The 24,713-nt window shown below is 70.3% G+C and carries 22 protein-coding genes; 20 read left to right on the forward strand and 2 right to left on the reverse strand.

The window, feature by feature from the left end:
- The 8 genes from AC2EWF_RS13360 (at position 1) to AC2EWF_RS13395 (ending at position 8,654) form a co-directional block, all read left to right on the forward strand.
- Complete coding sequence (locus AC2EWF_RS13360; protein ID WP_483639876.1) at positions 1 to 1,962, forward strand: chemotaxis protein CheA; 1,962 nt, start codon at positions 1 to 3, stop codon at positions 1,960 to 1,962.
- Positions 1,963 to 2,210: 248 nt separating this feature from the next.
- The gene (locus AC2EWF_RS13365; RefSeq protein ID WP_483639877.1) at positions 2,211 to 2,717 is read left to right on the forward strand and encodes a chemotaxis protein CheW; all 507 of its coding nucleotides are present in this window, start codon (positions 2,211 to 2,213) and stop codon (positions 2,715 to 2,717) included.
- A gap of 13 nt (positions 2,718 to 2,730) precedes the next feature.
- Entirely contained in the window at positions 2,731 to 4,449 is a 1,719-nt protein-coding gene (locus tag AC2EWF_RS13370; RefSeq protein ID WP_483639878.1) for a methyl-accepting chemotaxis protein, read from the forward strand.
- Between the two features lie 2 nt (positions 4,450 to 4,451).
- Entirely contained in the window at positions 4,452 to 5,336 is an 885-nt protein-coding gene (locus AC2EWF_RS13375) for a CheR family methyltransferase (protein WP_483639879.1), read from the forward strand.
- Complete coding sequence (gene cheD, locus AC2EWF_RS13380) at positions 5,336 to 5,986, forward strand: chemoreceptor glutamine deamidase CheD (protein ID WP_483639880.1); 651 nt, start codon at positions 5,336 to 5,338, stop codon at positions 5,984 to 5,986. Before AC2EWF_RS13375 ends, cheD begins: the two co-directional genes overlap by 1 nt.
- Before the next feature lie 70 nt (positions 5,987 to 6,056).
- Positions 6,057 to 7,148: a protein-glutamate methylesterase/protein-glutamine glutaminase gene (locus AC2EWF_RS13385; protein WP_483639881.1), complete on the forward strand. Its 1,092-nt coding sequence runs from the start codon at positions 6,057 to 6,059 to the stop codon at positions 7,146 to 7,148.
- Positions 7,149 to 7,164: 16 nt separating this feature from the next.
- Positions 7,165 to 8,343, forward strand: coding sequence for a methyl-accepting chemotaxis protein (locus tag AC2EWF_RS13390; protein ID WP_483639882.1), 1,179 nt, complete (start codon positions 7,165 to 7,167; stop codon positions 8,341 to 8,343).
- Between the two features lie 11 nt (positions 8,344 to 8,354).
- Positions 8,355 to 8,654 (forward strand): STAS domain-containing protein, encoded by a 300-nt coding sequence (locus AC2EWF_RS13395; RefSeq protein WP_483639883.1) that lies wholly within the window; start codon positions 8,355 to 8,357, stop codon positions 8,652 to 8,654.
- 197 nt (positions 8,655 to 8,851) lie between these two features.
- On the opposite strand, the gene AC2EWF_RS13400 is transcribed toward AC2EWF_RS13395, so the two are convergent.
- Positions 8,852 to 9,214 (reverse strand): hypothetical protein, encoded by a 363-nt coding sequence (locus AC2EWF_RS13400; RefSeq protein WP_483639884.1) that lies wholly within the window; start codon positions 9,212 to 9,214, stop codon positions 8,852 to 8,854.
- A 237-nt stretch (positions 9,215 to 9,451) separates the two neighbouring features.
- On the opposite strand from AC2EWF_RS13400, the gene AC2EWF_RS13405 reads away from it, so the two are divergent.
- Positions 9,452 to 9,802, forward strand: a complete 351-nt coding sequence (locus AC2EWF_RS13405; RefSeq protein ID WP_483639885.1) for an FxLYD domain-containing protein — start codon at positions 9,452 to 9,454, stop codon at positions 9,800 to 9,802.
- A gap of 119 nt (positions 9,803 to 9,921) precedes the next feature.
- The gene (gene glpK / locus AC2EWF_RS13410) at positions 9,922 to 11,421 is read left to right on the forward strand and encodes a glycerol kinase GlpK (RefSeq protein WP_483639886.1); all 1,500 of its coding nucleotides are present in this window, start codon (positions 9,922 to 9,924) and stop codon (positions 11,419 to 11,421) included.
- 134 nt (positions 11,422 to 11,555) lie between these two features.
- Here glpK and AC2EWF_RS13415 read toward each other — a convergent pair whose 3' ends face one another.
- Positions 11,556 to 12,491, reverse strand: a complete 936-nt coding sequence (locus AC2EWF_RS13415; RefSeq protein ID WP_483639887.1) for a carbohydrate kinase family protein — start codon at positions 12,489 to 12,491, stop codon at positions 11,556 to 11,558.
- Positions 12,492 to 12,761: 270 nt separating this feature from the next.
- On the opposite strand from AC2EWF_RS13415, the gene AC2EWF_RS13420 reads away from it, so the two are divergent.
- From AC2EWF_RS13420 to AC2EWF_RS13465, 10 genes are all read left to right on the forward strand, one after another.
- The gene (locus AC2EWF_RS13420) at positions 12,762 to 13,808 is read left to right on the forward strand and encodes a rod shape-determining protein (protein ID WP_483639888.1); all 1,047 of its coding nucleotides are present in this window, start codon (positions 12,762 to 12,764) and stop codon (positions 13,806 to 13,808) included.
- Positions 13,809 to 13,926: 118 nt separating this feature from the next.
- The gene (gene mreC, locus AC2EWF_RS13425; protein ID WP_483639889.1) at positions 13,927 to 14,940 is read left to right on the forward strand and encodes a rod shape-determining protein MreC; all 1,014 of its coding nucleotides are present in this window, start codon (positions 13,927 to 13,929) and stop codon (positions 14,938 to 14,940) included.
- Positions 14,937 to 15,422 carry a rod shape-determining protein MreD gene (gene mreD, locus AC2EWF_RS13430; RefSeq protein ID WP_483639890.1) on the forward strand — a complete coding sequence of 162 codons (486 nt, stop codon included), beginning with the start codon at positions 14,937 to 14,939 and terminating at the stop codon, positions 15,420 to 15,422. Before mreC ends, mreD begins: the two co-directional genes overlap by 4 nt.
- 31 nt (positions 15,423 to 15,453) lie before the next feature.
- The gene (gene mrdA, locus AC2EWF_RS13435) at positions 15,454 to 17,409 is read left to right on the forward strand and encodes a penicillin-binding protein 2 (protein ID WP_483639891.1); all 1,956 of its coding nucleotides are present in this window, start codon (positions 15,454 to 15,456) and stop codon (positions 17,407 to 17,409) included.
- Positions 17,406 to 18,527, forward strand: coding sequence for a rod shape-determining protein RodA (gene rodA, locus AC2EWF_RS13440; protein ID WP_483639892.1), 1,122 nt, complete (start codon positions 17,406 to 17,408; stop codon positions 18,525 to 18,527). The genes mrdA and rodA overlap by 4 nt, the downstream gene beginning before the upstream one ends.
- A gap of 149 nt (positions 18,528 to 18,676) precedes the next feature.
- Entirely contained in the window at positions 18,677 to 19,384 is a 708-nt protein-coding gene (locus AC2EWF_RS13445; protein WP_483639893.1) for a gluconate 2-dehydrogenase subunit 3 family protein, read from the forward strand.
- Positions 19,381 to 21,156, forward strand: a complete 1,776-nt coding sequence (locus AC2EWF_RS13450) for a GMC family oxidoreductase (RefSeq protein ID WP_483639894.1) — start codon at positions 19,381 to 19,383, stop codon at positions 21,154 to 21,156. The genes AC2EWF_RS13445 and AC2EWF_RS13450 overlap by 4 nt, the downstream gene beginning before the upstream one ends.
- Positions 21,153 to 22,538 carry a c-type cytochrome gene (locus AC2EWF_RS13455; RefSeq protein ID WP_483639895.1) on the forward strand — a complete coding sequence of 462 codons (1,386 nt, stop codon included), beginning with the start codon at positions 21,153 to 21,155 and terminating at the stop codon, positions 22,536 to 22,538. The genes AC2EWF_RS13450 and AC2EWF_RS13455 overlap by 4 nt, the downstream gene beginning before the upstream one ends.
- A 188-nt stretch (positions 22,539 to 22,726) precedes the next feature.
- On the forward strand, positions 22,727 to 23,752 hold the full coding sequence (mltB, locus tag AC2EWF_RS13460; RefSeq protein WP_483639896.1) for a lytic murein transglycosylase B: 1,026 nt from the start codon (positions 22,727 to 22,729) through the stop codon (positions 23,750 to 23,752).
- Entirely contained in the window at positions 23,749 to 24,660 is a 912-nt protein-coding gene (locus tag AC2EWF_RS13465) for a septal ring lytic transglycosylase RlpA family protein (protein ID WP_483639897.1), read from the forward strand. Before mltB ends, AC2EWF_RS13465 begins: the two co-directional genes overlap by 4 nt.
- Positions 24,661 to 24,713: the final 53 nt, after the last annotated feature.

The following is a 24,713-nucleotide window of genomic DNA, read 5'->3' on the forward strand; positions in this document are numbered from 1 at the left end:
ATGGCCACAGTCGACCTCAGCCAGTTCCACCAGACTTTCTTCGAGGAGAGCCGGGAAGGCCTCGACGCGATGGAGGCGGCGCTGCTGGCGCTGGACTCGGGCTCGACCGACCACGAGCTGGTGCACACCATCTTCCGCGCGGCGCACTCGATCAAGGGTGGCGCGGCGACGTTCGGCTTCGCCGACATGGCCGCGTTCACCCACGTGGCCGAATCGCTGCTGGAAGAAGTGCGCAGCGGGCGCCGTGCGGTGGACGCCGGGCTGATCGACTTGCTGCTGCGCTCGCTCGACTGCCTGCGCGGCATGCTGGACCGCACCAGTCGCGGCCAGCCCGCGGCCGACGCGGGCAGCGAGGCGCTGCGCGCCGAGCTGGCGCGCCTGGTCGAGGGCGTGGCGGCGTCCCCGGCCGCCGCCGCGGCGCCGCCGGCCGCGCAGATAGCCGGCTGGGACATCCGCTTCGTCGCCCTGCCGCACCTGCTGCAGACCGGCAACGACCCCCTCCGCGTGTTCAACGAATTGCAGGCGCTGGGTCGGCTGGAAGTGCTGCGCACCTTCGTGGCCGAATCCGCGCCCGCGGACTTCGCCGCGCTCGATCCCGGCCAGTGCCACCTGGGCTGGGAGCTGCGCCTGCACGGCGCGGTGGCGCGCGCGGATCTCGACGCCGTGTTCGACTGGCTGGACGGCGACTGCGAACTCGCCATCGCGCCGCTGGCCGCCGCTCCCGCCGCCGCCGCGGTGGCGCCGGTGCGCGAGGCCGCGGCTGCGGGCGCCGCCGGCCATGCCGACGGCGGCTCGATCCGCGTGGGCATCGACAAGGTCGACGCGCTGATCGACATGATGGGCGAACTGGTGATTACCCAGTCCATGCTCAGCGACATCGGCGCGAACTTCGATCTCTCGCAGCTGGAGCGCCTGCGCGAGGGCCTCGCCCAGCTCGAACGCAACGCGCGGGAGCTGCAGGACAGCGTGATGCGCATCCGCATGTTGCCGATCGGCAGCGTGTTCAACCGCTTCCCCCGCCTGGTGCGGGACCTCGAGCGCAAGCTCGGCAAGCAGGTGAAGCTGGAGCTGCACGGCGAGCACACCGAACTGGACAAGACCGTGCTGGAGAAGATCGGCGATCCGATGGTGCACCTGGTGCGCAACGCGATCGACCACGGTCTGGAATTGCCCGAGCAGCGCCGTGCCGCCGGCAAACCGGAAACCGGCACGCTCACGCTCGACGCGCACCACGAGGGCGGCAACATCATCGTGCGGATCAGCGACGACGGCGCCGGGCTCAACCGCGAGCGCATTCTGGCCAAGGCGGTCGAGCGCGGCCTGGTCGGATCCGGCCAGCAGCTCGGCGACGACGAGGTGGCCGAGCTGATCTTCCAGCCCGGCTTCTCCACCGCGGCGCAGGCCACCGATCTTTCCGGCCGCGGCGTGGGTATGGACGTCGTGCGCCGCAACGTGCGCGACCTCGGCGGCAGCGTCGGCGTGAAGAGCGTGGCCGGCCAGGGCAGCGTGTTCACCATCGCGCTGCCGCTGACGCTGGCGATCATCGACGGCCTGGTCACCACGGTGGGCTCCGAGCGCTACATCGTGCCGCTGATCTCCATCGTCGAATCGCTGCGGCTCAAGCCTGACGCCGTGCGCCGCACCGCCGGCGGCGGCGAGGTGTTCCGCTTCCGCGACGAGTACCTGCCGGTGATCCGCCTGCACCACGCCTTCGGCTGCGCCGGCGCGGTCACCGCGATCGAGTGCGGCATCGTGGTGGTGGTCGAGGACGGGGGGCAGCGCGTGGGTCTGCTGGTCGACGAACTGGTGGGCCAGCAGCAGGCGGTGATCAAGTCGCTGGAGAAGCACTACCGGCAGGTGCAGGGCGTGTCGGGGGCCACCATCGTCAGCGACGGCTCGGTGGCCCTGATCGTCGACGTGGGCGGCGTGGTCCGGCTGGGACGGCGCAGCAAGGCCGCCTGAGCGTCGCCCCGACCGGGTCGGTTGCGCGAGCGCATCCCGACCCGCACGCGCGCCCGGTCGCCGGGCCGCGTCTCCTCGCCTGGCCGGCGGGTCGCATGGCCGGAAGCCGGCGCGCTCCCGCGCCACGCGTTTTCGTGGTGGCCGGCTCCGGGCCGGAGCACGGAAATCCGCTCAAGTCCGCCAAGGCCGCGCCGATAAAAGTTCGAGGCCGGGCGCCCCGCAGGCGCCCATCACGAGGTAGACGATCCATGCACGAACACCATGCGGACACGGCAGCCACCGTGCAGCAGCTGACCTTCAGCCTGGCCGGCGAGGAGTACGGCGTCGACATCCTGGCGGTGCGCGAGATCCGCGGCTGGTCGCGGGTGACCCGCATCCCGCAGGCTTCCGCATACATGCTGGGCGTGCTGAACCTGCGCGGCGCGATCGTGCCGGTGCTGGACCTGCGCCTGCGCTTCGGGCTCGAGCGCGAGGACTACGGCGACAACACGGTGATGATCGTGGTGGCCGTGGCCGAGCGCCTGTTCGGCATCGTGGTGGACGCGGTGTCCGACGTGGTCGACATCGACCCGGCGACGGTCAAGCCGGTGCCGGACATGGGCGCGATCGTCGACACCCGCTACCTCAAAGGTCTGACCACCCATGCCGAACGCATGGTGATGCTGCTGGACGTGGAGAAGCTGATGCGTCCGGAAGACGTGGAAACGCTGGATGCCGCGCTGCCGGCCGTCCGCGAAGTCGAAGTTGCCGCCTGATCCGGGAATGACCATGAACATCAAGAAATTCACCGCGCGTTTCGCCAAGTTCTCCACCCTGTCGGTCAAGGCCCGCCTGATCGGCACCTTCGCGCTGCTCGCGATCATGCTGGTGGCGGGGGCCGCGGTCGGCCTCGGCGTGATGTCCTGGCAGAACGAGGGCATGCGCCACAGCTACGAAGAGGCGTGGGTGCCGGCGCAGCTGATGGGCGAGCTGCGTTCCAAGTCGCTGATGAACTTCATCGTGCTCGGCGAGGCGGCCAACGTGATCGGCAAGGCGGACCAGGTGAAGCAGAAGGTCGCCGAATCCCAGAAGCTGGAGAAGGAGGTCGCCGACATCAACAAGCAGCTGTCGGCGTTCCCGATGAGTCCGGAGATCGCGAAGAAGTACAAGGCCTACGAGGCGACCACGGCCGACTACAAGAGCGGCCTGAAGGACGTCTACGACGCGCTGGCGCAGAACGACGACGGCACCCGCGACCTGCTCGAGATGGAGGTGCGCCCGGGGCTGATGATGCGCCAGGACGCGCTCAGCCAGCTGATCAAGGCGCAGGGCGACGAGGTGAAGCAGACCTACCAGGCCCAGCTCAGCCGCTACGGCGTGGTGCGGGCGCTGGTACTGGTCACGCTGTCGGCCGGGCTGATCTTCGCGCTGCTGGTGGCGACCCTGCTGGTGCGTTCCATCAGCAGCACGCTGGCACGCCTGGTGACGGTGGCGCACGCGATCGCCGAGGGCCGGCTGGGCCACGGCATCAAGGTCAAGCGCCTTGACGAGCTGGGCCGGCTGCTCGACGCCTTCCGCGTGATGGACGAGCGCCTCAGCGCGATCGTGGGCGAGGTGCGCCAGGGTTCCGATGCAGTGTCCAGCGCGGCGCAGCAGATCGCGCGCGGCAACGACGACCTCAGCCAGCGCACCCAGGAGCAAGCCTCCAGCCTGGAGGAAACCGCTTCGTCGATGGAGGAGATGACCTCCACCGTGAAGCAGAACGCGGAGAACGCCAGCCACGCCAACCAGCTGGCGCGCGGCGCCCGCGAGCAGGCCGAGCACGGCGGCGAGGTGGCCGGCAAGGCGATCGCCGCGATGGCCGAGATCGATGCCTCCAGCCGCAAGATCGGCGACATCGTGGGCCTGATCCAGGAGATCGCCTTCCAGACCAACCTGCTGGCGCTGAACGCCGCGGTGGAAGCGGCACGCGCCGGCGAGCAGGGCCGCGGCTTCGCCGTGGTGGCCAGCGAGGTGCGCAACCTGGCGCAGCGCAGCGCCGGCGCGGCGAAGGAGATCAAGGGCCTGATCGCCGAGAGCGAGGAGAAGGTGCGCAGCGGCTCGGAGCTGGTCAACCAGTCCGGCAAGGCGCTGGCCGAGATCGTCGACAGCGTGAAGAAGGTCACCGACATCGTGGCCGAGATCGCCGCGGCCAGCCAGGAGCAGTCGGCCGGCATCGACCAGGTCAACAACGCCGTGATGCAGATGGACGAGATGACCCAGCAGAACGCGGCGCTGGTCGAGGAAGCCTCGGCCGCCGCGCGCGCCATGCAGGAGCAGGCCGGCGACCTGACCAGCCAGGTGGGCTTCTTCCGCCTCGCCGGCGACGCGGCGGCGGCGGACGTGCCGCCGACCCGCGCGAAGGAAGTGGCCCAGGCCACCGAGGCAGTGTTCGCCGCCGTGCGCAAGGCGCCGCCGCGCGCCGTCGCCGCCGAAGCGGCGGACGCCGGCGCCTGGAAGGAGTTCTGAGCGTGGCCGTCGTCGCCGGTGCAATCAGGCGTGATGCGGCACCGGCGGCCGACGGCGCGACCCTGCTCGGCGAGGCGGAGTTCCGCTTCCTGCGCGACTTCGTCTACGAGCACTGCGGCATCGCGCTGGGCGAGCACAAGCGCCAGCTGGTGCAGGGGCGGCTGGCGCGGCGCCTGCGTGCGCTGCATCTGCCCGACTACGCCGCCTACTGCGCGCTGCTGCGCAGGGACCCCGGCGACGAGCTGGGCGAGCTGGCCAGCGCGATCAGCACCAACGTCACCGCGTTCTTCCGCGAGCCGCACCACTACGAACTGCTGGAGCGCGAGCTGCTGCCGCAGTGGCTGGCGCACAAGCGCCGCGACGGCGACCGGTTGCGGATCTGGTCGGCCGGCTGTTCCAGCGGCGAGGAACCGTACGCGCTGGCGATGGTGCTGGCCGAGGCGCTGGAGAAGCACGGCGCCGCCGGCACCGACGCGAGGATCCTCGCCACCGACCTGTCGCCGCAGGCGCTGGAAACGGCGCGCAACGGCGTGTACCCGCTGGACAAGCTCGATGGCATCAGCGAAGAGCGCCGGCGCCGCTGGCTGCTGCGCGGCGCCGGCGAATACGAAGGCTATGCCTGCGTGCATCCGCGCCTGCGCGAGCTGGTGACCGTGCAGCCACTGAACCTGCTGCACGAGTGGCCGATGCGCGGGCCGTTCGACGCGATCTTCTGCCGCAACGTGGTGATCTACTTCGACCAGCCGACCAAGCAGCGGCTGTTCAGCCGCTATGCCGCGCTGCTGCCGGCGGGCGGCCACCTGTTCCTGGGCCACTCAGAGTCGCTGCACGGCATCAACGACGACTTCGAGCTGATCGGCCGCACCGTCTACCGGAAGCGCGCCTGATGCTGGCGCCCACGGCCGAACGCCGGGCCACGCCCACGCTGCCCGAGGCGATGCCCGGCTTCGAGCACCTGCGCCGGTTCTGGGACCCCACCCAGAACTGCATGGTGGTGAAGGTGCTGCCGGGCGAGTTCTACGTGGGCACGCAGGACGAACTGGTCAGCACCGTGCTCGGTTCCTGCGTGGCGGCCTGCGTGCACGACCCCGTCCGCGGCATCGGCGGCATGAACCATTTCATGCTGCCCGAGCCGCGCGGCGCCAGCGACGGCTGGTCGTCCACCGTGGGGCGCGCGGCGCGCTACGGCAGCGACGCGATGGAGCAGCTGATCAACGCGGTGCTGAAGGCCGGCGGACAGCGCGCGGACCTCAAGGTGAAGGTGTTCGGCGGCGGCCGCGTGCTGGCCCAGCTCAGCGACGTGGGCCAGCGCAACATCGAGTTCGTGCACCGCTACCTCGCCGCCGAGCGGCTGCCGCTGGCGGCGGAGGACCTGGGCGGCACCTATCCGCGCCAGGTGCAGTTCTTCCCGCTCAGCGGCCGGGTGCGCGTGCGCCAGCTGCGCCGCAGCGATGACGTGGCGCTGGTGGCCGACGAGCGCGGCTACCTCAAGCGTTTGGCAAACGATCCGATAAAGGGTGAGGTCGAGCTGTTCTGACGCCGGGCGCCGGCGCGGCATCGACCGGGCCATCGTCTTCGGCGACGGGCCTGCATGGCCAAGGTGAGCAATGGAAAGAGTGCGCGTACTGGTAGTCGACGATTCCGCCCTGGTGCGCAAGCTGATGTCGACCATGCTTGCCTGCGATCCGGGCATCGAAGTCGTGGGCACCGCGGCGGACCCGCTGATCGCCCGCGAGAAGATCAAGCAGCTCGATCCCGACGTGCTCACGCTGGACGTCGAGATGCCGCGCATGGACGGCCTCACCTTCCTGGAGAACCTGATGCGGCTGCGGCCGATGCCGGTGGTGATGGTGTCGTCGCTGACCACGGAAGGGGCGGACGTGACGCTGCGCGCGCTGGAGCTGGGCGCGGTGGATTTCCTCGCCAAGCCGAGCAGCGATCTCGCGTCCAGCTTCGGCGACAGCGCGCTGGAGATCTGCGCCAAGGTCAAGCTGGCGGCGCGGGCGAAGCCGCGCGCGCGCACCGCGGTGCGCAAGCTGGACGTGGCGCCGCGGCTGTCCGCCGACGCGGTGTTGCCGCGGGTGCAGACCGCCGGCAGCCGCGGCGGCAGCCCGATCATCGCAATCGGCGCCTCCACCGGCGGCACCGAGGCGGTGCGCGTGGTGCTGGAGGCGATGCCGCCGGACGCGCCGCCGATCCTGGTGACCCAGCACATCCCGGCCGCCTTCAGCGGGCCGTTCGCCGCGCGCATGGACCGCTGCTCGTCAATGCGCGTGTGCGAGGCGCGCGACGGCCAGCCGATCCAGCAAGGCCACGCCTACATCGCGCCCGGCAGCCACCACCTGCTGGTGATGTGGGACGGCGCGAAGTACGTCTGCCGCCTGCACGACGGTCCGCCGGTGAACCGCCACCGCCCCAGCGTCGACGTGCTGTTCCGCTCGCTGGCGGCCAGCGCCGGCGCCGCCACCATCGCCGCCCTGCTCACGGGGATGGGCGACGACGGCGCGCGCGGACTGCTCGAGCTGCGCCAGGCCGGCGCCGCCACCCTGGTGCAGGACGAACCCAGTTCGGTGGTGTGGGGCATGCCCGGCGCCGCCTGGAAGCTTGGCGCCGCGCCAGAAATGCTGCCGATCGACCACGTGGCGGGGCGCCTGCTCGCGCTGGCCCGCCATACCCAACCCGGCGCTGCCTGCGCCTGACCGCGGAATACGGATCATGTCATTCACTCCCGCCTCCCTTTTCCGACGCCCGCTGGCCGGCTGGGCCGCCAGCGCCGTTGCGCTGCTGCTGACGCTGTTGTGGCATCCGGCCTGGCTGGCGCCGCTGCTGGTGCTCGCCCTCACCGCGGCGTGGGTCTTCGCCGCGCGTGCCGAACCGGCGGCCGCGCCCGTCGTCGCCGCGCCCGCGAGCAGCGAGCCGGTGCGCGCGGCGCTGGAGGACGTGCGCAGTGCGCTGGTCGACGAGCTGGGCCACGCCACCCGCGAGCTGCACCAGGGCCTGGACCTGTTGCGCGACGCGGTGTCCGAGCTGGGCGGCGGCTTCGACGGTCTGTCGAACAAGACCGCGCTGCAGCAGTCGCTGCTGAAGCAGATCATCGACGTGCAGGACGGCGGCGTCTCCGTGCAGGATTTCGCCGCCCGCACCGGCGACCTGCTGGAGCACTTCGTGGGCATGATCGTGCAGATGTCGCGCGAAAGCCTGCGCATCGTCTACCGCATCGACGGCATGGCGAAAGAGATGGATGCGGTGTTCGGCCTGCTGCGCAACGTCAACACCATCGCCGAGGAGACCAACCTGCTGGCGCTGAACGCAGCGATCGAGGCGGCGCGCGCGGGCGAATCCGGCCGCGGCTTCGCGGTGGTGGCCGGCGAGATCCGCAACTTGGCCAGCAACTCCAACCAGCTCAACGAGCGCATCGGCGGCCACGTCGAGCGGGCCCGCACCGCGATGGAGCAGCTGCGCGGCCTGATCGGCGCGATGGCCTCGCAGGACCTCAATGTGGCGCTGTCGGCCAAGGGCGGCATCGACGCGATGACCGCCCATGTCACCGAGAGCGACGCGCGCAGCAGCAAGGTGGCCGACCAGGTGGTCGAGATCAGCCGCGGCCTCGGCAGCGACGTCTCCACCACCGTGCGCTCGCTGCAGTTCGAGGACATCCTGCGCCAGCTGATCACGCAGACCCGCACCCGGCTCACCGAGCTGCAGGAAGTGACCACCGAATGCACCCGCGACATCGAGGAGCTGGCCTGCACCGCGCTGGAGGCCGATGCGCTGGCCGAGCGTTCGCAGCGCGTGCGCAGCCGGCTGGCGATCCAGCGCGAGAAGGCGCGCCTGCGCTCGCGCGGCCCGGCGCTGCAGAACTCGATGGACGCCGGCGAGATCGAACTCTTTTGAGGATGGCACCCATGATCGTCCACCACGACTCCGAACTCGATTGCCTGACCCTGCAGCTGGGCGAGCGTTTCGACTTCAGCATCCATCGCGATTTCCACGACGCCTGTCTCGGCGACGGCAAGCCCGCGCGCAGCTACGTGATCGACCTGGGCGAGGTCGCCGGCATGGACAGCTCGGCGCTCGGCATGCTGCTGCTGCTGCGCGAGCACGCCGGCGCCGACCGCGCCGACATCCGCATCGTCAATGCCTCCGGCGAGCTGCGCAGCACCCTGCGCGTGGCCGGCTTCGACAAGCTGTTCGTGCTGCACTGACGATCGGTTGCCGGCCCGGCCGCGGCTGGCAGGCCGACGAGACACCGAATCCGCCGGCACGGGCGGGTGCGGGCCGCGCGACGGGAGGCATCCACCGCAGGCCTTGCCTTCCACGGACCCCGCGCATCAGCCTCGCCGGACACGCAAACGCGAAAGGCTCCCGGGGGAGCCTTTCGCGTTTGCACCGGCCTGGCTGCTTACCAGGTGCGCGCGTCGACCACGCTGGCGGTGAACGATTCCATGCCGGGCTGGAAGCGGAACATGCGGCCCAGGTCGAAGTCGACCTTGTCGCCGGGGGCGATGTTGGAGGTGCCCGCCGGCCACGCCTGCTTGCTCTCCAGCACCTTGCCCGAGGCGTCCTTGATCTCGACGCGGATCTGCGCGGCGGCGGCGCTGGCGCAATGGTTGGCCAGCTCGCCACGCAGGGCGATCCGCGTCGACATGCCGGAATTGTTGAGCGCCGGCTTGAAGTCCTGGATCGCAAAGTCCTGCACGGAGCAGGCGGCATGGGCGGCCAGCGGAGCCAGCAACAGGGCCGTGGAAACTAGCAATATCTTCATGAGCTTCGGTCTCCCGCTTGGGCGCAGTTGCGCACGTATCCGGGGTATCGGCGGCAGGGCGGGAAACTTGAAAGGCCCGGGAGCCTGTTCGACATCGCCGCAACGACGCCGGGGGAGGGCAATGCGGCTTGCACGGGGATATCGGGCGGGCCCTAAAGCCCCGGGCACTGCGGTCGATAGCGGAGGGATCCGCCTGCACCCGCACGGCGGTTCCCTCCCCCCGTTTCCGGAGATTCCATGAAAGCCCTCGCTGCTGCCGCCTTCCTGCTGCTGGCCCCGCTGGCCGCCCACGCCAACTGCGCGCCCACCGATTTCGCGATCAAGGATTTCAAGCCCGCCGCGGCCGGTGCCCGCCTCAGCCTGCGCGGCGAGCTGGTCAACCATTGCAGCGCCGCCTCGGCCGCGCAGATCCGCATCGAGATCAAGGACGCCTCGGGCAACGTCGTGCAGAGCAAGCAGGCGTGGCCGGCGGGCACCTCCAACATCGCCCCCGGCGACACGGTGAACTTCGACCTGGGCCGCATGTTCCGCCTGCAGCCGGACATGAGCAGCTTCACCGCCAGCGTGGTGGACGTGCGCACCTGGTAATCCGCGGGGCCTCAGCGCTGCCGCGAACGGCCGCACGGCGCCTGCGCCGTGCGGCCGTCTTCGTTGCTACTCTTCGTGCACGGAGAGCCTGAGCAGGCTCTTGATGCGCGAGGCGTCCCGTGGCGAAGCGATACATCCTGGCGCTGGACCAGGGCACCACCAGCACGCGGGCGATGCTGGTCGATGCGGCCGGCCGCCCGGCGGGCATGGCGCAGCGCGAGTTCGCGCAGATCTACCCGCAGCCCGGCTGGGTGGAGCACGATCCGCGCGAGATCCTCGCCAGCGTGCTGGTGACGGTGACCGAACTGCTCACGCGCAACCAGGTCGAGCCGGGCGAGCTGGCCGGCATCGGCATCACCAACCAGCGCGAGACCACCGTGGTGTGGGATCGCCGCAGCGGCCAGCCGGTGCACAACGCGATCGTGTGGCAGTCGCGGCAAAGCATGGCGATCTGCGAGCAGCTGCGCGCGGACGGCGGCGAGCCGGCGGTGCGCGCGAAGACCGGCCTGCTGATCGATGCCTATTTCTCCGCCAGCAAGATCCGCTGGATCCTCGACCACGTCGAGGGCGCGCAGGCGCGCGCCGCGCGCGGCGAGCTGCTGTTCGGCACGATGGAAAGCTGGCTGGTGTGGAACCTCACCGGCGGGCGCCTGCACGTCACCGACGCCAGCAACGCCGCGCGCACCTTGCTTTACGACATCCATCGCCGCGACTGGGACGACGAGCTGCTGCGCCTGTTCGGCGTGCCGCGGGCGATGCTGCCCGAGGTGCGCGCCTGCAGCGAGTGCTATGGCGACACCGATCCCGCGCGCTTCCTCGGAGCCGCGGTGCCGCTCGGCGGCCTCGCCGGCGACCAGCAGGCGGCACTGTTCGGCCAAGCCTGCTTCGAGCCGGGCATGGCGAAGAACACCTACGGCACCGGCTGCTTCATGCTGATGCACACCGGCGCGCAGGCGGTGCCGTCGCGGCACGGCCTGCTGACCACGATCGCCTGGGACATCGGCGGCAAGGTGGAGTACGCGCTGGAGGGCAGCATCTTCGTCGCCGGCGCGGTGGTGCAGTGGCTGCGCGACGGCCTGCGCATGCTCGGGGCCGCGGCCGATTCGCAGGCGCTGGCCGAAAGCGTGGCCTCCGCCGACGGCGTCTACCTGGTGCCGGCGTTCGTGGGACTGGGCGCGCCGTACTGGCGCAGCGAGGTGCGCGGCGCGATGTTCGGCCTCACCCGCGGCACGCGCCGCGAACACCTGGTGCGCGCGGCGCTGGAGGCGATGGCCTACCAGTCGCGCGACGTGCTGGCGGCGATGGAGGCGGACGCGGGCATCCCGCTGAAGGAGCTGCGCTGCGACGGCGGCGCGATCGCCAACGACTTCATCGCGCAGTTCCAGAGCGACCTGCTGGATGTGCCCCTGCTGCGTCCGCGGGTGCAGGAGACCACGGCGCTGGGCGCGGCCTACCTGGCCGGGCTGGCGCTGGGCTTCTGGGAAAGCCGCGAACAGCTCGCACGGCTATGGCAGGTGGAGCGCCGCTTCGAGCCGCGCATGCCTGCGCCGGAACGCGAGCGCCTGTATCGCGGCTGGCAGGCGGCGGTGCAGGCCGCCTGCGCGTTCACGCCGGGTTGATGGCGACGCATGCCGGATCGGCGTCGCTGGCGTAGGAGCGCACCCCGTGCGCGGCGGTTGAACGCTTAGGAGCGGCTTCAGCCGCGACCTGCTGCTCGAATCGCGGCTGAAGCCGCTCCTACGGGGCGGTTCACTCAGTCCAGCGAATAGCCGAACTGTTCGTTGAACGCCGCGGCGAACTGCGCGTAGTCGAAGCGCTGGTTCTGCGTGCCGGGGTGCTCGACCTTCAGTGCGCCCATCAGCGAGGCCATGCGGCCCACGGTGGGCCAGTCCTTGCCGCGCAGGATGCCGAAGATCAGGCCGGCGCGGTACGCGTCGCCGCAGCCGGTGGGGTCGACGATCCGGCGCTCGTGCGCGGGCGGGATCTCGTGCGTGCCGCCGTCTGCATGGATCAGCGAGCCGCGCGGCCCCAGCGTGACGACGTAGGCCTTCACGCGGCCGGCGATCTCCGCGGCGCTCCAGCCGGTGCGCGTCTGCAGCAGCTGCGACTCGTAGTCGTTGACGATCACGTAGGTGGACTTTTCGATCATCGCGCGGAACTCGTCGCCGCTGAACAGCGGCATCGCCTGGCCCGGGTCGAAGATGAAGGGCACGCCGCGCGCGGCGAACTCGTCCACGTGCTGCAGCATCGCCTCGCGCCCGTCGGGGGCCACGATGCCGATGTCGATGTCGGGGATCTCGCGCACGTGGTTGTCGTGTGCGCTGGACATCGCGCCGGGATGGAAGGCGGTGATCTGGTTGTTGTCCAGGTCGGTGGTGATGAAGCACTGCGGGGTGAACTGGTCGTCGAACACGCGCACGCGGTCGAGCCGGATGCCGCACTTCTCCAGGTGCGCGCGGTAGGGCGCGAAGTCCTGGCCCACCGCGGCCACCGGCAGCGGATCGCCGCCGAGCAGCTTGAGGTTGTAGGCGATGTTGCCGGCGCAGCCGCCGAACTCGCGGCGCATCCGCGGCACCAGGAAGGACACATTCAGGATGTGCATCTGGTCGGGCAGGATGTGGTTCTTGAACTGGTCCTGGAACACCATGATGGTGTCGTAGGCAAGCGATCCGCAGATGACGGCAGGCATGGTTGCGTGGGTGCCCCGAGCTGTAGGAATGCCGCGCGTCGCGGCCGACCGGTCCGGATCCGGCGGATCCGGCCAAAGGTCCGCATCCTATCGTGAACGGCGGTTCATGGCGAATCCGTGGCGGGAGCCGGGCGCGGGAATGGAATCGCCGGGATGTGCGGCAAACCGCGTCGCACAAGGCTTTCTTAACGTCTTTCCGGTTGCGCGCCCGGGGTGCGCTGACTAGACTGGTGAGCTTATTTTTTACTCAGGCCGGCGCGCGGCGGACCCATGTTCAAGAAGTTTCGCGGGATCTTTTCCAACGACGTCTCCATCGACCTCGGCACCGCCAACACGCTGATCTACGTGCGCGGCCAGGGCATCGTGCTGAACGAGCCCTCGGTGGTGGCGGTGCGTCAGGACCGCGGCCCCGGCGGCCCGCGCGCGATCGCGGCGGTGGGCAGCGACGCCAAGCGCATGCTGGGCCGCACGCCCGGCAACATCGCCACGGTGCGGCCGATGAAGGACGGCGTGATCGCCGACTTCACCATGACCGAGGCGATGCTGCAGCACTTCATCAAGCAGGTGCACAAGTCGCGCATGCTGCGCCCCAGCCCGCGCGTGCTGGTCTGCGTGCCCTGCGGCTCCACCCAGGTGGAGCGCCGCGCGATCAAGGAGTCGGCCGAGGGCGCCGGCGCCCGCGACGTGTTCCTGATCGAGGAGCCCATGGCCGCCGCGATCGGCGCCGGCATCCCGGTGCACGAGGCCCGCGGCGCGATGGTGCTGGACATCGGCGGTGGTACCTCCGAGGTGGCGGTGATCTCGCTGAACGGCATCGTCTACTCGCAGTCCGTGCGTGTGGGCGGCGACCGCTTCGACGAGGCGATCATCAACTACGTGCGCCGCAACCACGGCACCCTGATCGGCGAATCCACCGCCGAGCGGATCAAGCTGGAGATCGGCTGCGCGTTCCCGCAGAGCGAGGTCAAGGAGATCGAGATCTCCGGCCGCAACCTCGCCGAGGGCGTGCCGCGCATGTTCTCGATCAACTCCAACGAGATCCTCGAAGCGCTGCACGAGCCGCTGGCGGGCATCGTCGCCGCGGTGAAGTCGGCGCTGGAGCAGACCCCGCCGGAGCTGTGCTCCGACGTGGCCGAGCGCGGCATCGTGCTCACCGGCGGCGGCGCGCTGCTGCGCGACCTGGACCGGCTGATCTCCGAGGAGACCGGCCTGCACGTGCAGGTGGCGGACGATCCGCTGACCTGCGTGGCACGGGGCGGCGGCAAGGCGCTGGAGCTGATCGACCAGCACGGCAGCGACTTCTTCGCTCCAGAGTAGGCAAGAGCCTGCTCGTGGCCTCCCGGTGCCCCGCGTTGCCATTGGGTGGCCGCCCAGCGGGCCAGGCCCGTTCGCCCGCGCGCCGGCGGCACCGCCCGGTCGTGGACGGACCCTGACCATGCCGCGCACGCGCGACGAGTCCTCGCCCCTGTTCGCCGGCAATGCCGCGGGCACGCTGCGGCTGATCTCCTACCTCGCCCTGGCCATGGTGCTGATGGTGCTCGACCATCGCAACGGCTGGCTGTGGCGCGTGCGTTACGCGGCGTCGGTGGTGGTGGAGCCGGTCTACCGGCTGGCCAACCTGCCCAGCGCCGGCATGCGCACGCTGAGCGTGGCGTTCGCCGACCGCAAGCTGCTCACCGAGCAGAACCAGCGCCTGCGCGAAGACCTTCTGCTGGCCAACGCGCGGCTCAACCGCATGGCCGGCGTGGCCGAGCAGAACCACCGGCTGAAGGAACTGCTGGACACCCGGCACAGCCTGGACCTCAACGTGCAGCTGGCACGCGTGGTGGGCGTGGACCTCGGCGCCTGGCAGCAGCGGCTGGTGCTCAATCTCGGCGCGCGCGACGGCGTGAAGCCGGGCCAGCCGGTGATCGACGCGCACGGCGTGATGGGCCAGGTGGTCGAGGTGCTGCCCACCACCTCGGTGGTGATGCTGGTGACCGATCCGGCACACGCGATCCCGGTGGTGGTGGAACGTTCCGGCTTGCGCACCGTCGCCTACGGCGCGCGCGACGGCAGCGGCCTGGTGCTGCCGAACATCCCGCTGGCCGCCGACGTGCGGCCGGGCGACCGGCTGCTCACCTCCGGCCTCGGCGGCCGCTTCCCGCCGGGGTTCCCGGTGGGCAAGGTGCTCGCGGTGGCGCCCAGCCCGTCCGGCATGTTCCGCGTGGCGCAGGTGCGGCCGGCGGCTGATCTCGACCGCAGCGACGACGTGCTGCTGCTGCACGACCAGGCCGAGCCCGACGGCCCGCCCGCGCCGGCCCTGCCGGCCGGGCCGCCGGCGGCGCTGGCGCCTGCGCCGGGCACCAGCGCCGCGCCGGCGACCGCCGCATCGGCGGCGGGCCAGCCGGCCTCGCCGCCGCCGCGCGCCACCGCCACGGCGCCCGCCACGGCCGGGAGCACGCCATGAACCGCCAGCGCCTGTCCCTGTGGTGGTTCGCCGGCACGCTGGTGTTCGCGCTGCTGCTGATGCTGGTGCCGTTGCCGGCGGTATTGGAGCCGTTCAAGCCGTACTGGCCGGCGCTGGTGCTGCTGTACTGGGCGCTGGAATCGGAGGACCGCGTCAGCCTGGGCCTGGCGTTCCTGGTCGGCCTGGGCGCCGACCTGTTCGACGGCGTGCTGCTGGGCGAGCAGGCGTTGCGCCTCACCGCGCTGGCCTTCATCGTGCTGCGCTTCCGCTCGCGGCTGCGCTTCTTCCCGATGTGGCAGCAGACCCTGGCGGTGCTGGCGCTGCTGCTGAACGACCGCATCCTGTTGCTGGTGGTGCGGGTGCTGTCCGGCACCCCGGTGCCGCCGGCGAGCTGGTGGATCGCGCCGTTCGTGGGCGCGGCGCTGTGGCCGTTCCTGTTCCTGCTGCTGGACGACCTGCGCGCGCGGCTGCGGATCCAATAAGTCATGATCCAATGAGACATGAAACGGTGACATGAAGCTGCGACGCGCGATCAAGGATGCACGCAGCGAGGGCGAGCTGTTCCGCCGCCGCGCGCTGGCCGGCTTCGTGCTGATCCTGCTGGGCCTGGCCGGGCTGATCGGCCGCTACGTGTTCCTCCAGGTGGAGCGCTACGACGAGTTCGCCACGCGTTCGGAGAACAACCGCGTCAAGCCGCTGCCGATCCCGCCGGCGCGCGGCCTGATCTATGACCGCAACGGCGTGCTGCTGGCGAACAACGTGCCTGCGTTCCGGCTCGAGGTGGTGCCCGAGCAGGTCAAGGACATGAACGCGATGCTGGCGCAGCTGGGCCGGGTGATCCCGCTCGGCCAGGACGACCTCGACGCGTTCCGCAAGCAGTTGAAGCAGAGCCGCCGCTTCGAGAGCGTGCCGCTGAAGCTGCGCCTCACCGAGGACGAGATCGACCGCTTCGCGGTGAACCGCTGGCGCTTCCCCGGCGTGGACGTGGTGCCCTACCTCAACCGGCGCTATCCGCTGGGTGGGCTGTTCGCGCATGTGATCGGCTACGTCTCGCGCATCGACGCGGACGATCTCGCGCGGCTCGACCCGTCGCGCTACAAGGGCACCACGCACGTGGGCCGGATCGGCATCGAGCGCTCCTACGAGGACGTGCTGCACGGCACGCCGGGCTACGAGCTGGTCGAGGTCAATGCGGACGGCCGCACCCAGCGCGTGCTGCAGACGCATCCCGCCACGCCCGGCAGGAACATCTACCTCAGCATCGACGCGCGCATCCAGAAGGCTGCCGAAGCCGCCTTCGACGGCCGCCCGGGCGCGGCGGTGGCGATCGACCCGCGCAACGGCCAGGTGCTGGCGATGGTCAGCGTGCCCACCTACGACCCCAACCTGTTTGTCGACGGCATCAGCCATGCCGACTACGACGCGCTGACCGGCGCGGCGGACAAGCCGCTGCTGAACCGCGCGCTGCGCGGCGTCTACCCGCCCGGCTCCACGGTGAAGCCCTACATCGCGCTGGGCGGCCTGGAGCTTGGCCTGCGCACCCCGCAGGACACGGTGCTCTCCACCGGTACGTGGTGCCTGCCGGGCACCACGTTCTGCCGCCGCGACGACCGCCGCGGCGGCTTCGGCACCGTGGACCTGCGCAAGGCCATCATGTGGTCGGTGAACACCTACTTCTACAAGCTGGCGGTGGACATGGGCATCGACCGCTTCAGCGCGTGGATGGGCGGGTTCGGCTTCGGCAAGCCCACCGGCATCGACCTCGACGGCGAGGCCAGCGGCATCCTGCCCTCCAGTGCATGGAAGGCCCAGCGCTACAAGCAGCCCTGGTATCCCGGCGAAACGATGATCGCCGGCATCGGCCAGGGCTACTGGGCGGTGACGCCGCTGCAGCTGGCGCACGCGCTGGCCACCCTCGCCGGGCGCGGCACGCCGTACGCGCCGCGGCTGGTGATGGCCACCCAGGCCGGCGTGGACGCGCCCAAGGTCCCGCTGGCCAATCCGCCCAGCGGTCCCTCGCTGGTCACCAGCCAGGCCAGCTGGCAGGCGGTGGAGCAGGGCATGCAGATGGTGGTGAACGATCCGCGCGGCACCGCCTACGGGCTGGGCAAGGGCTTCCCGTACACCATCGCGGGCAAGAGCGGCACCGCCGAGCGCTACTCGCGCCGCACCGACGCCTACAACGAGAACAAGAGCCTGGCCTACCTGGCCAGCCGCCACCGCGCCTGGTTCGAGATGTTCGCGCCGGCCGAGGATCCGCGCATCGCGGTGGCCGTGGTGCTGGAGCAAGGCGCCTGGGGTGCTTCCTCGGCGGGCCCGATCGCGCGCAAGATCCTCGACGCCTGGCTGGCCACCCAGCCGGACGCGCCGCCGGACACGCCGCTGCCGCCGGAAGGCCTGCCGCCCGCCGGCGCGCCGGCCGGAGAGGACCAGCCGGTCGAAGCGGCGACACCGGAGACGCCGCCATGATCGAGCTGCTGCACGTGCGGTTGCGGCGCCTGCTGCGCCGGGTGCTGACCCGACCGCGGATCGACTTGCCGCTGGCCGCGGGCCTGCTGCTGCTGGCGGTGGCGGGGCTGGCCACGCTGTACAGCGCCGCCGACGGCAGCTTCGCCCTGGTCGGCGGGCAGGCCGCGCGTTTCGTGCTGGGTTTCGCGCTGCTGCTGCTGATCTCGCGCATCCCGCCGTCGGCCCTGCGCAACTGGACGCCATGGCTGTATGCCGGCAGCACCTTGCTGCTGGTGGTGGTGGCGGTGCTGGGCGAAGGCCGCGGCGCCGACCGCTGGCTCAACCTGGGCGTGATGCGTTTCCAGCCGTCCGAACTGGTCAAGCTGACCATGCCGATGATGGTGGCCTGGTACCTGCACCCGCGCCAGCTGCCGCCGGGCTGGAAGGACATCGCGGTGGTGGGCGTGCTGATCGCGGTCCCCGCCGCGCTGATCGCCAAGCAGCCGGACCTGGGCACGGCGCTGCTGGTGGCCGCGGCCGGCGCGTTCGCGCTGTTCCTCTCCGGCATGGCGTGGTGGCGCATCGGCCTGCTGCTGGGCGGCGCGGCCGCGATGGTGCCGGTGATCTGGCACCTGCCGGTCATCCACCAGTACCAGCGCGACCGCGTGCTGACCCTGCTCAACCCGGAATCCGATCCGCTGGGCAACGGCTGGCACATCATCCAGTCGCAGATCGCGGTGGGCTCCGGTGGCGTGTTCGGCAAGGGCTGGATGCACAGCTCGCAGTCGCGGCTGGACTTCCTGCCCGAGCACACCACCGACTTCATCTTCGCGGTGTTCTCCGAGGAGTTCGGCCTGGTCGGCGTGTGCCTGATGATGGCGCTGTACGCCTTCATCATCGGCCGCTGCCTGTGGATCGCCATGGAGGCGCGCGACACCTACTCGCGCCTGCTCGCCGGCGCGATCGGCATGAGCCTGTTCGTCTACGTGTTCGTCAACGGCGGCATGGTGGCCGGCATGCTGCCCGTGGTGGGGGTGCCGATGCCAATGGTGAGCTACGGCGGCACCTCGGCGGTGACCCTGCTGGTGGGCTTCGGCATGCTGATGTCGATCCACGCCCACCGCAAGCGGCACGACTGATCCGCGCGCCTGCCGGCGGTTCACGCCTGCTTCGCATGCATCGGCCTAAAAGCGGCGAGGCACCTAGGGCGCTCGTCAGCGATTCCCCCTGACCGGAACGCCCCGCGTGCCCGCAGCGCCCGCCCGCCGCGCCAGCCTGAGGAGTCGCCATGTCGTCCCAGCCGCCCTCGCGATCACGCCGGGACTTCATCCGGCACAGCCTGGTGACCGTACCTGCGCTCGGATTGTTGGGCGGTGCCGCGATCGCACCGTGGTGCGCGTCGGCGGCCGCGCCGCAAGCGTATGCGCCGCGCTATTTCAACGCGGATGAATGGGTTTTCATGCAGGCTGCGGTGGACCGGCTGATACCTTCCGACGATACCGGCCCCGGCGCGCTGGAGCTCGGCGTGGCCGAGTTCATCGACCGCCAGATGGACGATGCCTACGGTCGCGGCGAGCTGTGGTACATGCAGGGACCGTTCGCGCCCGACGCGCCGGCAACGCTGGGCTACCAGCTGCGGTTCGTCCCGCGCGACCTGTATCGCGCCGGCATCAAGGCGGTCGGGCAGTGGTGCGAAAAGCAGCACGGCAAGGGCTTCGCCGCACTGGCGCCGGAGGCGCGCGACCAGGTGCTTCAGCAGCTGGAGCACGGTTCGATTTCCCTCGAGGGCGTGCCCGCCACGGCCTTCTTCGGCCAGCTCCTGCAGAACACCAAGGAAGGCTATTTCGCCGACCCGATGTATGGCGGCAACCGCGGCATGGGCAGCTGGAAGATGATCGGCTTCCCCGGCGCTCGCGCGGATTTCGCCGACTGGGCCGAGCAGCCCGGCAAGACCTATCCGCTGGGCCCGGTGTCGATCCGCGGAGACAAGGCATGAAGCGCATGAAGCCGGTGGACGTGGTGATCGTCGGCTTCGGCTGGACCGGCGCGATCATGGGCCTGGAGCTGGTGGACGCCGGTCTTGAGGTGCTGGCGCTGGAGCGTGGCGACTACCGCGATACTTCGCCCGACTTCAGCTACCCCGGCATCATCGACGAGCTGGCCTACGGCATACGCGGCGAGCTGTTCCAGCCGCTGGCGCGCGAGACGGTGACGATCCGCCACGCCGTCAGCGAGACGGCCGTGCCGTACCGGCAGTACGGCTCGTTCCTGTTCGGCAACAACGTGGGCGGCGCCGGCACGCACTGGAACGGTCAGCACTACCGGCCCTCGCCCGAGGACCTCGAATTCCACACGCACATCAGCCGGCGCTACGGCGCGAAGTTCATGCCGGCGGACATGCAGATCCAGGACTACGGCGTGGGCTACGATGAGCTGGAGCCGTTCCTGGAGCAGTTCGAATCCATCTGCGGCACCTCCGGCCGGGCCGGCAACATCGGCGGCCAGATGCAGATGGGCGGCAACCCGTTCGAGGGGCCGCGGCAGCACGACTATCCCAACCCGCCGGTGGCCGACACCTACGGCGCGAAGCTGTTCGCCGATGCGGCGCGGGCGGTCGGCTTCCACCCGTTCCCGCAGCCTTCGTCGAATGCCTCGCGGCCCTACACCAACCCCTACGGCGTGCGGCTGGGGCCGTGCAACCTGTGCGGCTTCTGCGAGCGCTTCGGCTGCTTCATGTATTCCAAGGCGTCGCCGCAGACGACGATCCTGCCGGTACTGATGCGCAAGCCGAACTTCGCGCTGCGCACCAACAGCCACGTGTCGAAGGTCAACCTCGATTCCACCGGCAAGCGCGCCACTGGCGTCACCTACGTCGATGCGCAGGGCCAGCAGGTGGAACAGCCGGCGGAGCTGGTGATCGTGGCCGCGTTCCAGATGCACAACGTGCGGCTGATGCTGCTGTCGGGCATCGGCAAGCCGTATGACCCGGCCAGCGGCAGGGGCGTGGTGGGCCGCAACTACGCCTACCAGATGATGAGCAGCATCGCGGTGTTCTTCGACAAAGACGTGGCGATCAACCCGTTCATCGCCGCCGGTTCCGGCGGCAGCCAGATCGTGGACGACTTCAATTCCGACCACTTCGACCACGGCCCGCACGGCTTCGTCGGCGGCGGCTACATCATCGGCGGGCAGACCGGCGGCCGGCCGATCCAGCAGCTGGCGGTGCCTCCGGGCACGCCAGGCTGGGGCGCGGCGTGGAAGAAGGCGGCGAAGGAGAGCTACCTGCACACCACCTCGGTCGGCACGCACGGCTCGGTGATGGCCTACCGCGACCGCTACCTCGACCTCGATCCCACCTACAAAGACGCGTTCGGCCAGCCGTTGCTGCGCATCACCTTCGACTGGCACGACAACGAGTACAAGATGACGCGCTTCCTCAGCGACCGCGCGCAGCAGGTCGTGGACCGGATGAAGCCGCGCCAGTCGTCGCTGACCATCCGCCAGCCGGGCGGCCACTACGACATCCGCCAGTACCAGACCACCCACACCACCGGCGGCGTGGTCATGGGCGCTGACCCCGCCACCAGCGCGCTCAACCGCTATCTGCAGAGCTGGGACGTGCCCAATGTGTTCGTCACCGGCGCTTCGGCGTTCCCGCAGAACATGGGCTACAACCCCACCGGCCTGATCGGCGGCCTAACCTACTGGTCGGCGAAGGCGATCCGCGAGAACTACCTCAAGCAACCCGGTCCACTGGTGCAGGCATGAACGCCACGACCCCAGCCCCGCGCGGGCAGCGCTGGCCGAGGGTGCTCGCGATCGTCGTGATCGTGCTGGTGATGCTGGTGATTTTGGCCTGGTTGGGCAGCAAGCTGGTGAGCGCAGGCGGCGATCCGCAGGCGGCAGCGCCCGCGGCCGCCACGCCCGCGCTGATCGCCCAGGGCGCATACGTGGCGAAGGTGGCCGATTGTGCCGCCTGCCACACCGCGTCTGGCGGCAAGCCGTTCGCCGGCGGGCTGGCGATCGCTTCGCCGGTCGGCACCATCTACAGCACCAACATCACCCCCGACCGCGATACCGGCATTGGCGCCTACAGTTATGGCGAGTTCGAGCGCGCCGTGCGCCGCGGCGTGGAGCGCCACGGCTACACGCTGTATCCGGCGATGCCATATCCCTCCTACGCCAGGATCAGTGACGCCGACCTCGGCGCCCTGTACGCCTACTTCATGCACGATGTGCAGCCGGTGCGGCAGGCCAACCACGCCGAAGGCATTCCCTGGCCGCTGTCGATGCGCTGGCCGCTGGCCTATTGGCGCGGGTTGTTCGCACCCAGGGTGCCGGCCAGCGTGCCTGCGCCGGGCGATGATCCCCTGGCGCGGGGTGCCTACCTGGTCGAAGGCCCGGGGCATTGCGGTGCCTGCCACACGCCGCGCGCGGCCACCCTGCAGGAGAAGGCGCTGAGCGATGGCGACGGGCCGCTGTACCTGAGCGGCGGCATCAACGACAACTGGGTGGCGCCCAGCCTGCGTGGCGACGCGGCCAGCGGCCTCGGCGGCGTGAGCGGGGGCGAACTGGTTGCCCTGCTCAAGACCGGGCGCACCGACCGCAGCGCGATCTTCGGCGGCATGACCGACGTGGTGGCGCACAGCACCCAGTACATGAGCGACGCCGACCTGAAGGCGGTGGCGCGCTACCTGAAGTCGCTGGCGCCGCGACACCGGGAGGCAGCCGTGAAATACGACGCGGCGACGCACCAGGCGCTGTTCGCGGGCAACGTCGCGGCGACCGGCGCGCAGCTCTACGTGGACAACTGCGCCGCCTGCCACCGTACTGACGGGCAGGGCTACACGCAGGTATTCCCGGCGCTGGCCGGCAATCCGGTGGTCAACGGCGGCGATCCCACCTCGCTGATCCATCTGGTACTCGCCGGCGGCACCATGCCTGGCGCGCAGACGGCGCCGGCCCAGTTCACCATGCCGCCGTTCGACCGGCGATTGTCGGACCAGGAGGTCGCCAACGTGTTGAGCTTCGTGCGCGCGAGCTGGGGCAATCGCGCTGCAGCCGTCAGCACCGCACAGGTGCGCAAGCTGCGAGGTGCGGTGCCGGTGGCGCGCGCGGGCATGACCGATTACGACCCGAGGAACCACTGACACGTCGGGTCGGATTGATTTCCGCCATCGCTGCCTGTGCAGGTTCTTCTTCGGCGCGCTGACGCCGCTCCATGCGTACTGCAAGTAGCACAACTGAAACGACGGTATCCGGCAGGCCCGCATCTGCCACGGTTTGCGCCGAAACGCGTGTTACGCTTCGGCGCAGCCGTTCGGATGTCGATCAAGCCATGCCAGTGAATCCCGCGTCGCGCCGTTTCCGCAGCCATTTTCCGCTTGCCCTGCTGCTGATCGTCGCGTCTTCGCTGCTGCCGACGGTGCCCGCGCTGGCCGATACCCATCCTGGCCAGGCGGCCCTGGTCGGCGAGGTCGCCCGCGACACCGGCAAGAGCCCCGCCGTGCTGAACGCGCTGCTCGACCAGGCGAAGATGCAGCAGGGCATCCTCGACGCGATCAGCCGGCCGGCCGAGGCCAAGCCGTGGAGCGCGTATCGGCCGATCTTCCTCACCTCCAAGCGCATCGACGACGGCGTGGCGTTCTACCGCGAGCACCGCGCGCTGCTGGAAAGCATCGGCAGGCAATACGGGGTGGCGCCGCAGTACATCGTGGCGATCCTCGGCGTGGAGACGTTCTACGGACGCGTCACCGGCAAGTACAAGGTGCTCGACGCGCTGGTCACGCTGGGCTTCTACTACCCGCCGCGCGCGAAGTATTTCCGCCAGCAGCTGAAAACCCTGCTGGAGCTGCCGGACAACCACCTCGCCGGCCCGCTGGATACGCTCACCGGCTCCTACGCCGGTGCCCAGGGCTGGGGCCAGTTCATGCCCGACAGCATCCGCGACTACGCCGTGGACGCGGAAGGCGACGGCCGCATCGACCTGCAGGATTCGTTGCCCGACATCCTCGCCAGCGTGGCGAACTACTTCGCGAAGCACGGCTGGGTCGACGGCGGCCCGGTGGCCGCGCGTGCGCAGCCGGACGGCGCGGCGAAGCCGCTGGGCGACTGGCAGGCGAAGCCGCAATGGCCGCTGGAACAGCTGGAAGCCTGGGGCTATGCGCCGTTCCAGCACCTGAACCCGGGCGAGCCGACCAGCCTGCTGACGCTGGACGGCCTCAGCGGCCCGGAGCAATGGTTCACCTTCAACAACTTCTACGTGATCACCCGCTACAACCGCAGCCCGATGTACGCGATGGCGGTGCACCAGCTGGCGCAGGCGATCATGGACGGCGTACACAGCGGGGACAGCACGCAGTGAGGCTGTGGCGCGGCCTGTTGCTGCCGGCGGCGGCCCTGGCGCTGGCCGCCTGCGGCGGTCGCCACGCCACGCGGCCCGCCGAGCCGGGCGCGCCGGCCGCGCACGAAGCCACGCACCATGGCTGGTTCCACCGCGACGACACCAGCCTGCCGCAGGACCGCCGCTACGGCGACAAGGCCGACAGCTCGCCCACCGGCGCGCCGCCGGCCTTCATCTACAGCCTGCCCGAGCCGGTGCCGAAGGCGGAGCCGCGCTCGCTGTACGGCAACAAGTCGCCCTACACCGTGCTTGGCCAAAGCTACCGCGTGCTGCCCAGCGCGCGCGGCTACGACGAGCGCGGCATCGCCTCTTTCTACGGCAACAAGTTCCATGGCTACAAGACCTCCAGCCTTGAGGACTACGACATGTACAAGTTCACCGCCGCCAGCAAGGTGCTGCCGCTGCCGAGCTACGCGCGGGTGACCAACCTGGCGAACGGCAAGAGCGTGATCGTGCGCGTCAACGACCGCGGCCCGTTCCACGAGAACCGCATCATCGACCTGTCCTACGCCGCCGCGGTGCGCATCGGCGTGTGGCCCAAGGGCACCGGCCTGGTCGAGGTGCAGGGCATCGACCCGTCCGCACCCGGCGGGGAACCGCCGGCGCCGCACGCGGTCACAGCCGGCACCGGATCGCCGGGCATCTACCTGCAGGTGGGGGCGTTCTCCGATCCGGCGAATGCCGAGCGGGTGGCCGCGCAGCTGCGGCAGGCCAACTTCGCGCCGGTGCAGGTGGAGCAGGTCGAGATCGACGGCCGCAGCATCCGCCGCGTGCGGGTGGGTCCGCTGGACGGCGTGGATCGTGCCGACCAGGTGACCGCCCGCATCGAGGGCATGGGGCTGCCGCGACCGCAGGTCGCGGTAGACTGATAGCCATTTTTTCCATGTGCGGTGTTCCCGACGCCGTGCCGCAATCCTCCGGA

The sequence above is a fragment of the Rhodanobacter sp. sgz306013 genome (assembly GCF_057031145.1).

Excerpts from the sequence above, each read along its gene's own strand:
- AC2EWF_RS13360 (WP_483639876.1), top strand. The coding sequence starts at position 1 with ATGGCCACAGTCGACCTCAGCCAGTTCCACCAGACTTTCTTCGAGGAG.
- AC2EWF_RS13365 (WP_483639877.1), top strand. The coding sequence starts at position 2,211 with ATGCACGAACACCATGCGGACACGGCAGCCACCGTGCAGCAGCTGACC.
- AC2EWF_RS13370 (WP_483639878.1), top strand. The coding sequence starts at position 2,731 with ATGAACATCAAGAAATTCACCGCGCGTTTCGCCAAGTTCTCCACCCTG.
- cheD (WP_483639880.1), top strand. The coding sequence starts at position 5,336 with ATGCTGGCGCCCACGGCCGAACGCCGGGCCACGCCCACGCTGCCCGAG.
- AC2EWF_RS13385 (WP_483639881.1), top strand. The coding sequence starts at position 6,057 with ATGGAAAGAGTGCGCGTACTGGTAGTCGACGATTCCGCCCTGGTGCGC.
- AC2EWF_RS13390 (WP_483639882.1), top strand. The coding sequence starts at position 7,165 with ATGTCATTCACTCCCGCCTCCCTTTTCCGACGCCCGCTGGCCGGCTGG.
- AC2EWF_RS13395 (WP_483639883.1), top strand. The coding sequence starts at position 8,355 with ATGATCGTCCACCACGACTCCGAACTCGATTGCCTGACCCTGCAGCTG.
- AC2EWF_RS13400 (WP_483639884.1), bottom strand. The coding sequence starts at position 9,214 with ATGAAGATATTGCTAGTTTCCACGGCCCTGTTGCTGGCTCCGCTGGCC.
- AC2EWF_RS13405 (WP_483639885.1), top strand. The coding sequence starts at position 9,452 with ATGAAAGCCCTCGCTGCTGCCGCCTTCCTGCTGCTGGCCCCGCTGGCC.
- AC2EWF_RS13415 (WP_483639887.1), bottom strand. The coding sequence starts at position 12,491 with ATGCCTGCCGTCATCTGCGGATCGCTTGCCTACGACACCATCATGGTG.
- AC2EWF_RS13420 (WP_483639888.1), top strand. The coding sequence starts at position 12,762 with ATGTTCAAGAAGTTTCGCGGGATCTTTTCCAACGACGTCTCCATCGAC.
- mreC (WP_483639889.1), top strand. The coding sequence starts at position 13,927 with ATGCCGCGCACGCGCGACGAGTCCTCGCCCCTGTTCGCCGGCAATGCC.
- mreD (WP_483639890.1), top strand. The coding sequence starts at position 14,937 with ATGAACCGCCAGCGCCTGTCCCTGTGGTGGTTCGCCGGCACGCTGGTG.
- mrdA (WP_483639891.1), top strand. The coding sequence starts at position 15,454 with ATGAAGCTGCGACGCGCGATCAAGGATGCACGCAGCGAGGGCGAGCTG.
- rodA (WP_483639892.1), top strand. The coding sequence starts at position 17,406 with ATGATCGAGCTGCTGCACGTGCGGTTGCGGCGCCTGCTGCGCCGGGTG.
- AC2EWF_RS13445 (WP_483639893.1), top strand. The coding sequence starts at position 18,677 with ATGTCGTCCCAGCCGCCCTCGCGATCACGCCGGGACTTCATCCGGCAC.
- AC2EWF_RS13450 (WP_483639894.1), top strand. The coding sequence starts at position 19,381 with ATGAAGCGCATGAAGCCGGTGGACGTGGTGATCGTCGGCTTCGGCTGG.
- AC2EWF_RS13455 (WP_483639895.1), top strand. The coding sequence starts at position 21,153 with ATGAACGCCACGACCCCAGCCCCGCGCGGGCAGCGCTGGCCGAGGGTG.
- mltB (WP_483639896.1), top strand. The coding sequence starts at position 22,727 with ATGCCAGTGAATCCCGCGTCGCGCCGTTTCCGCAGCCATTTTCCGCTT.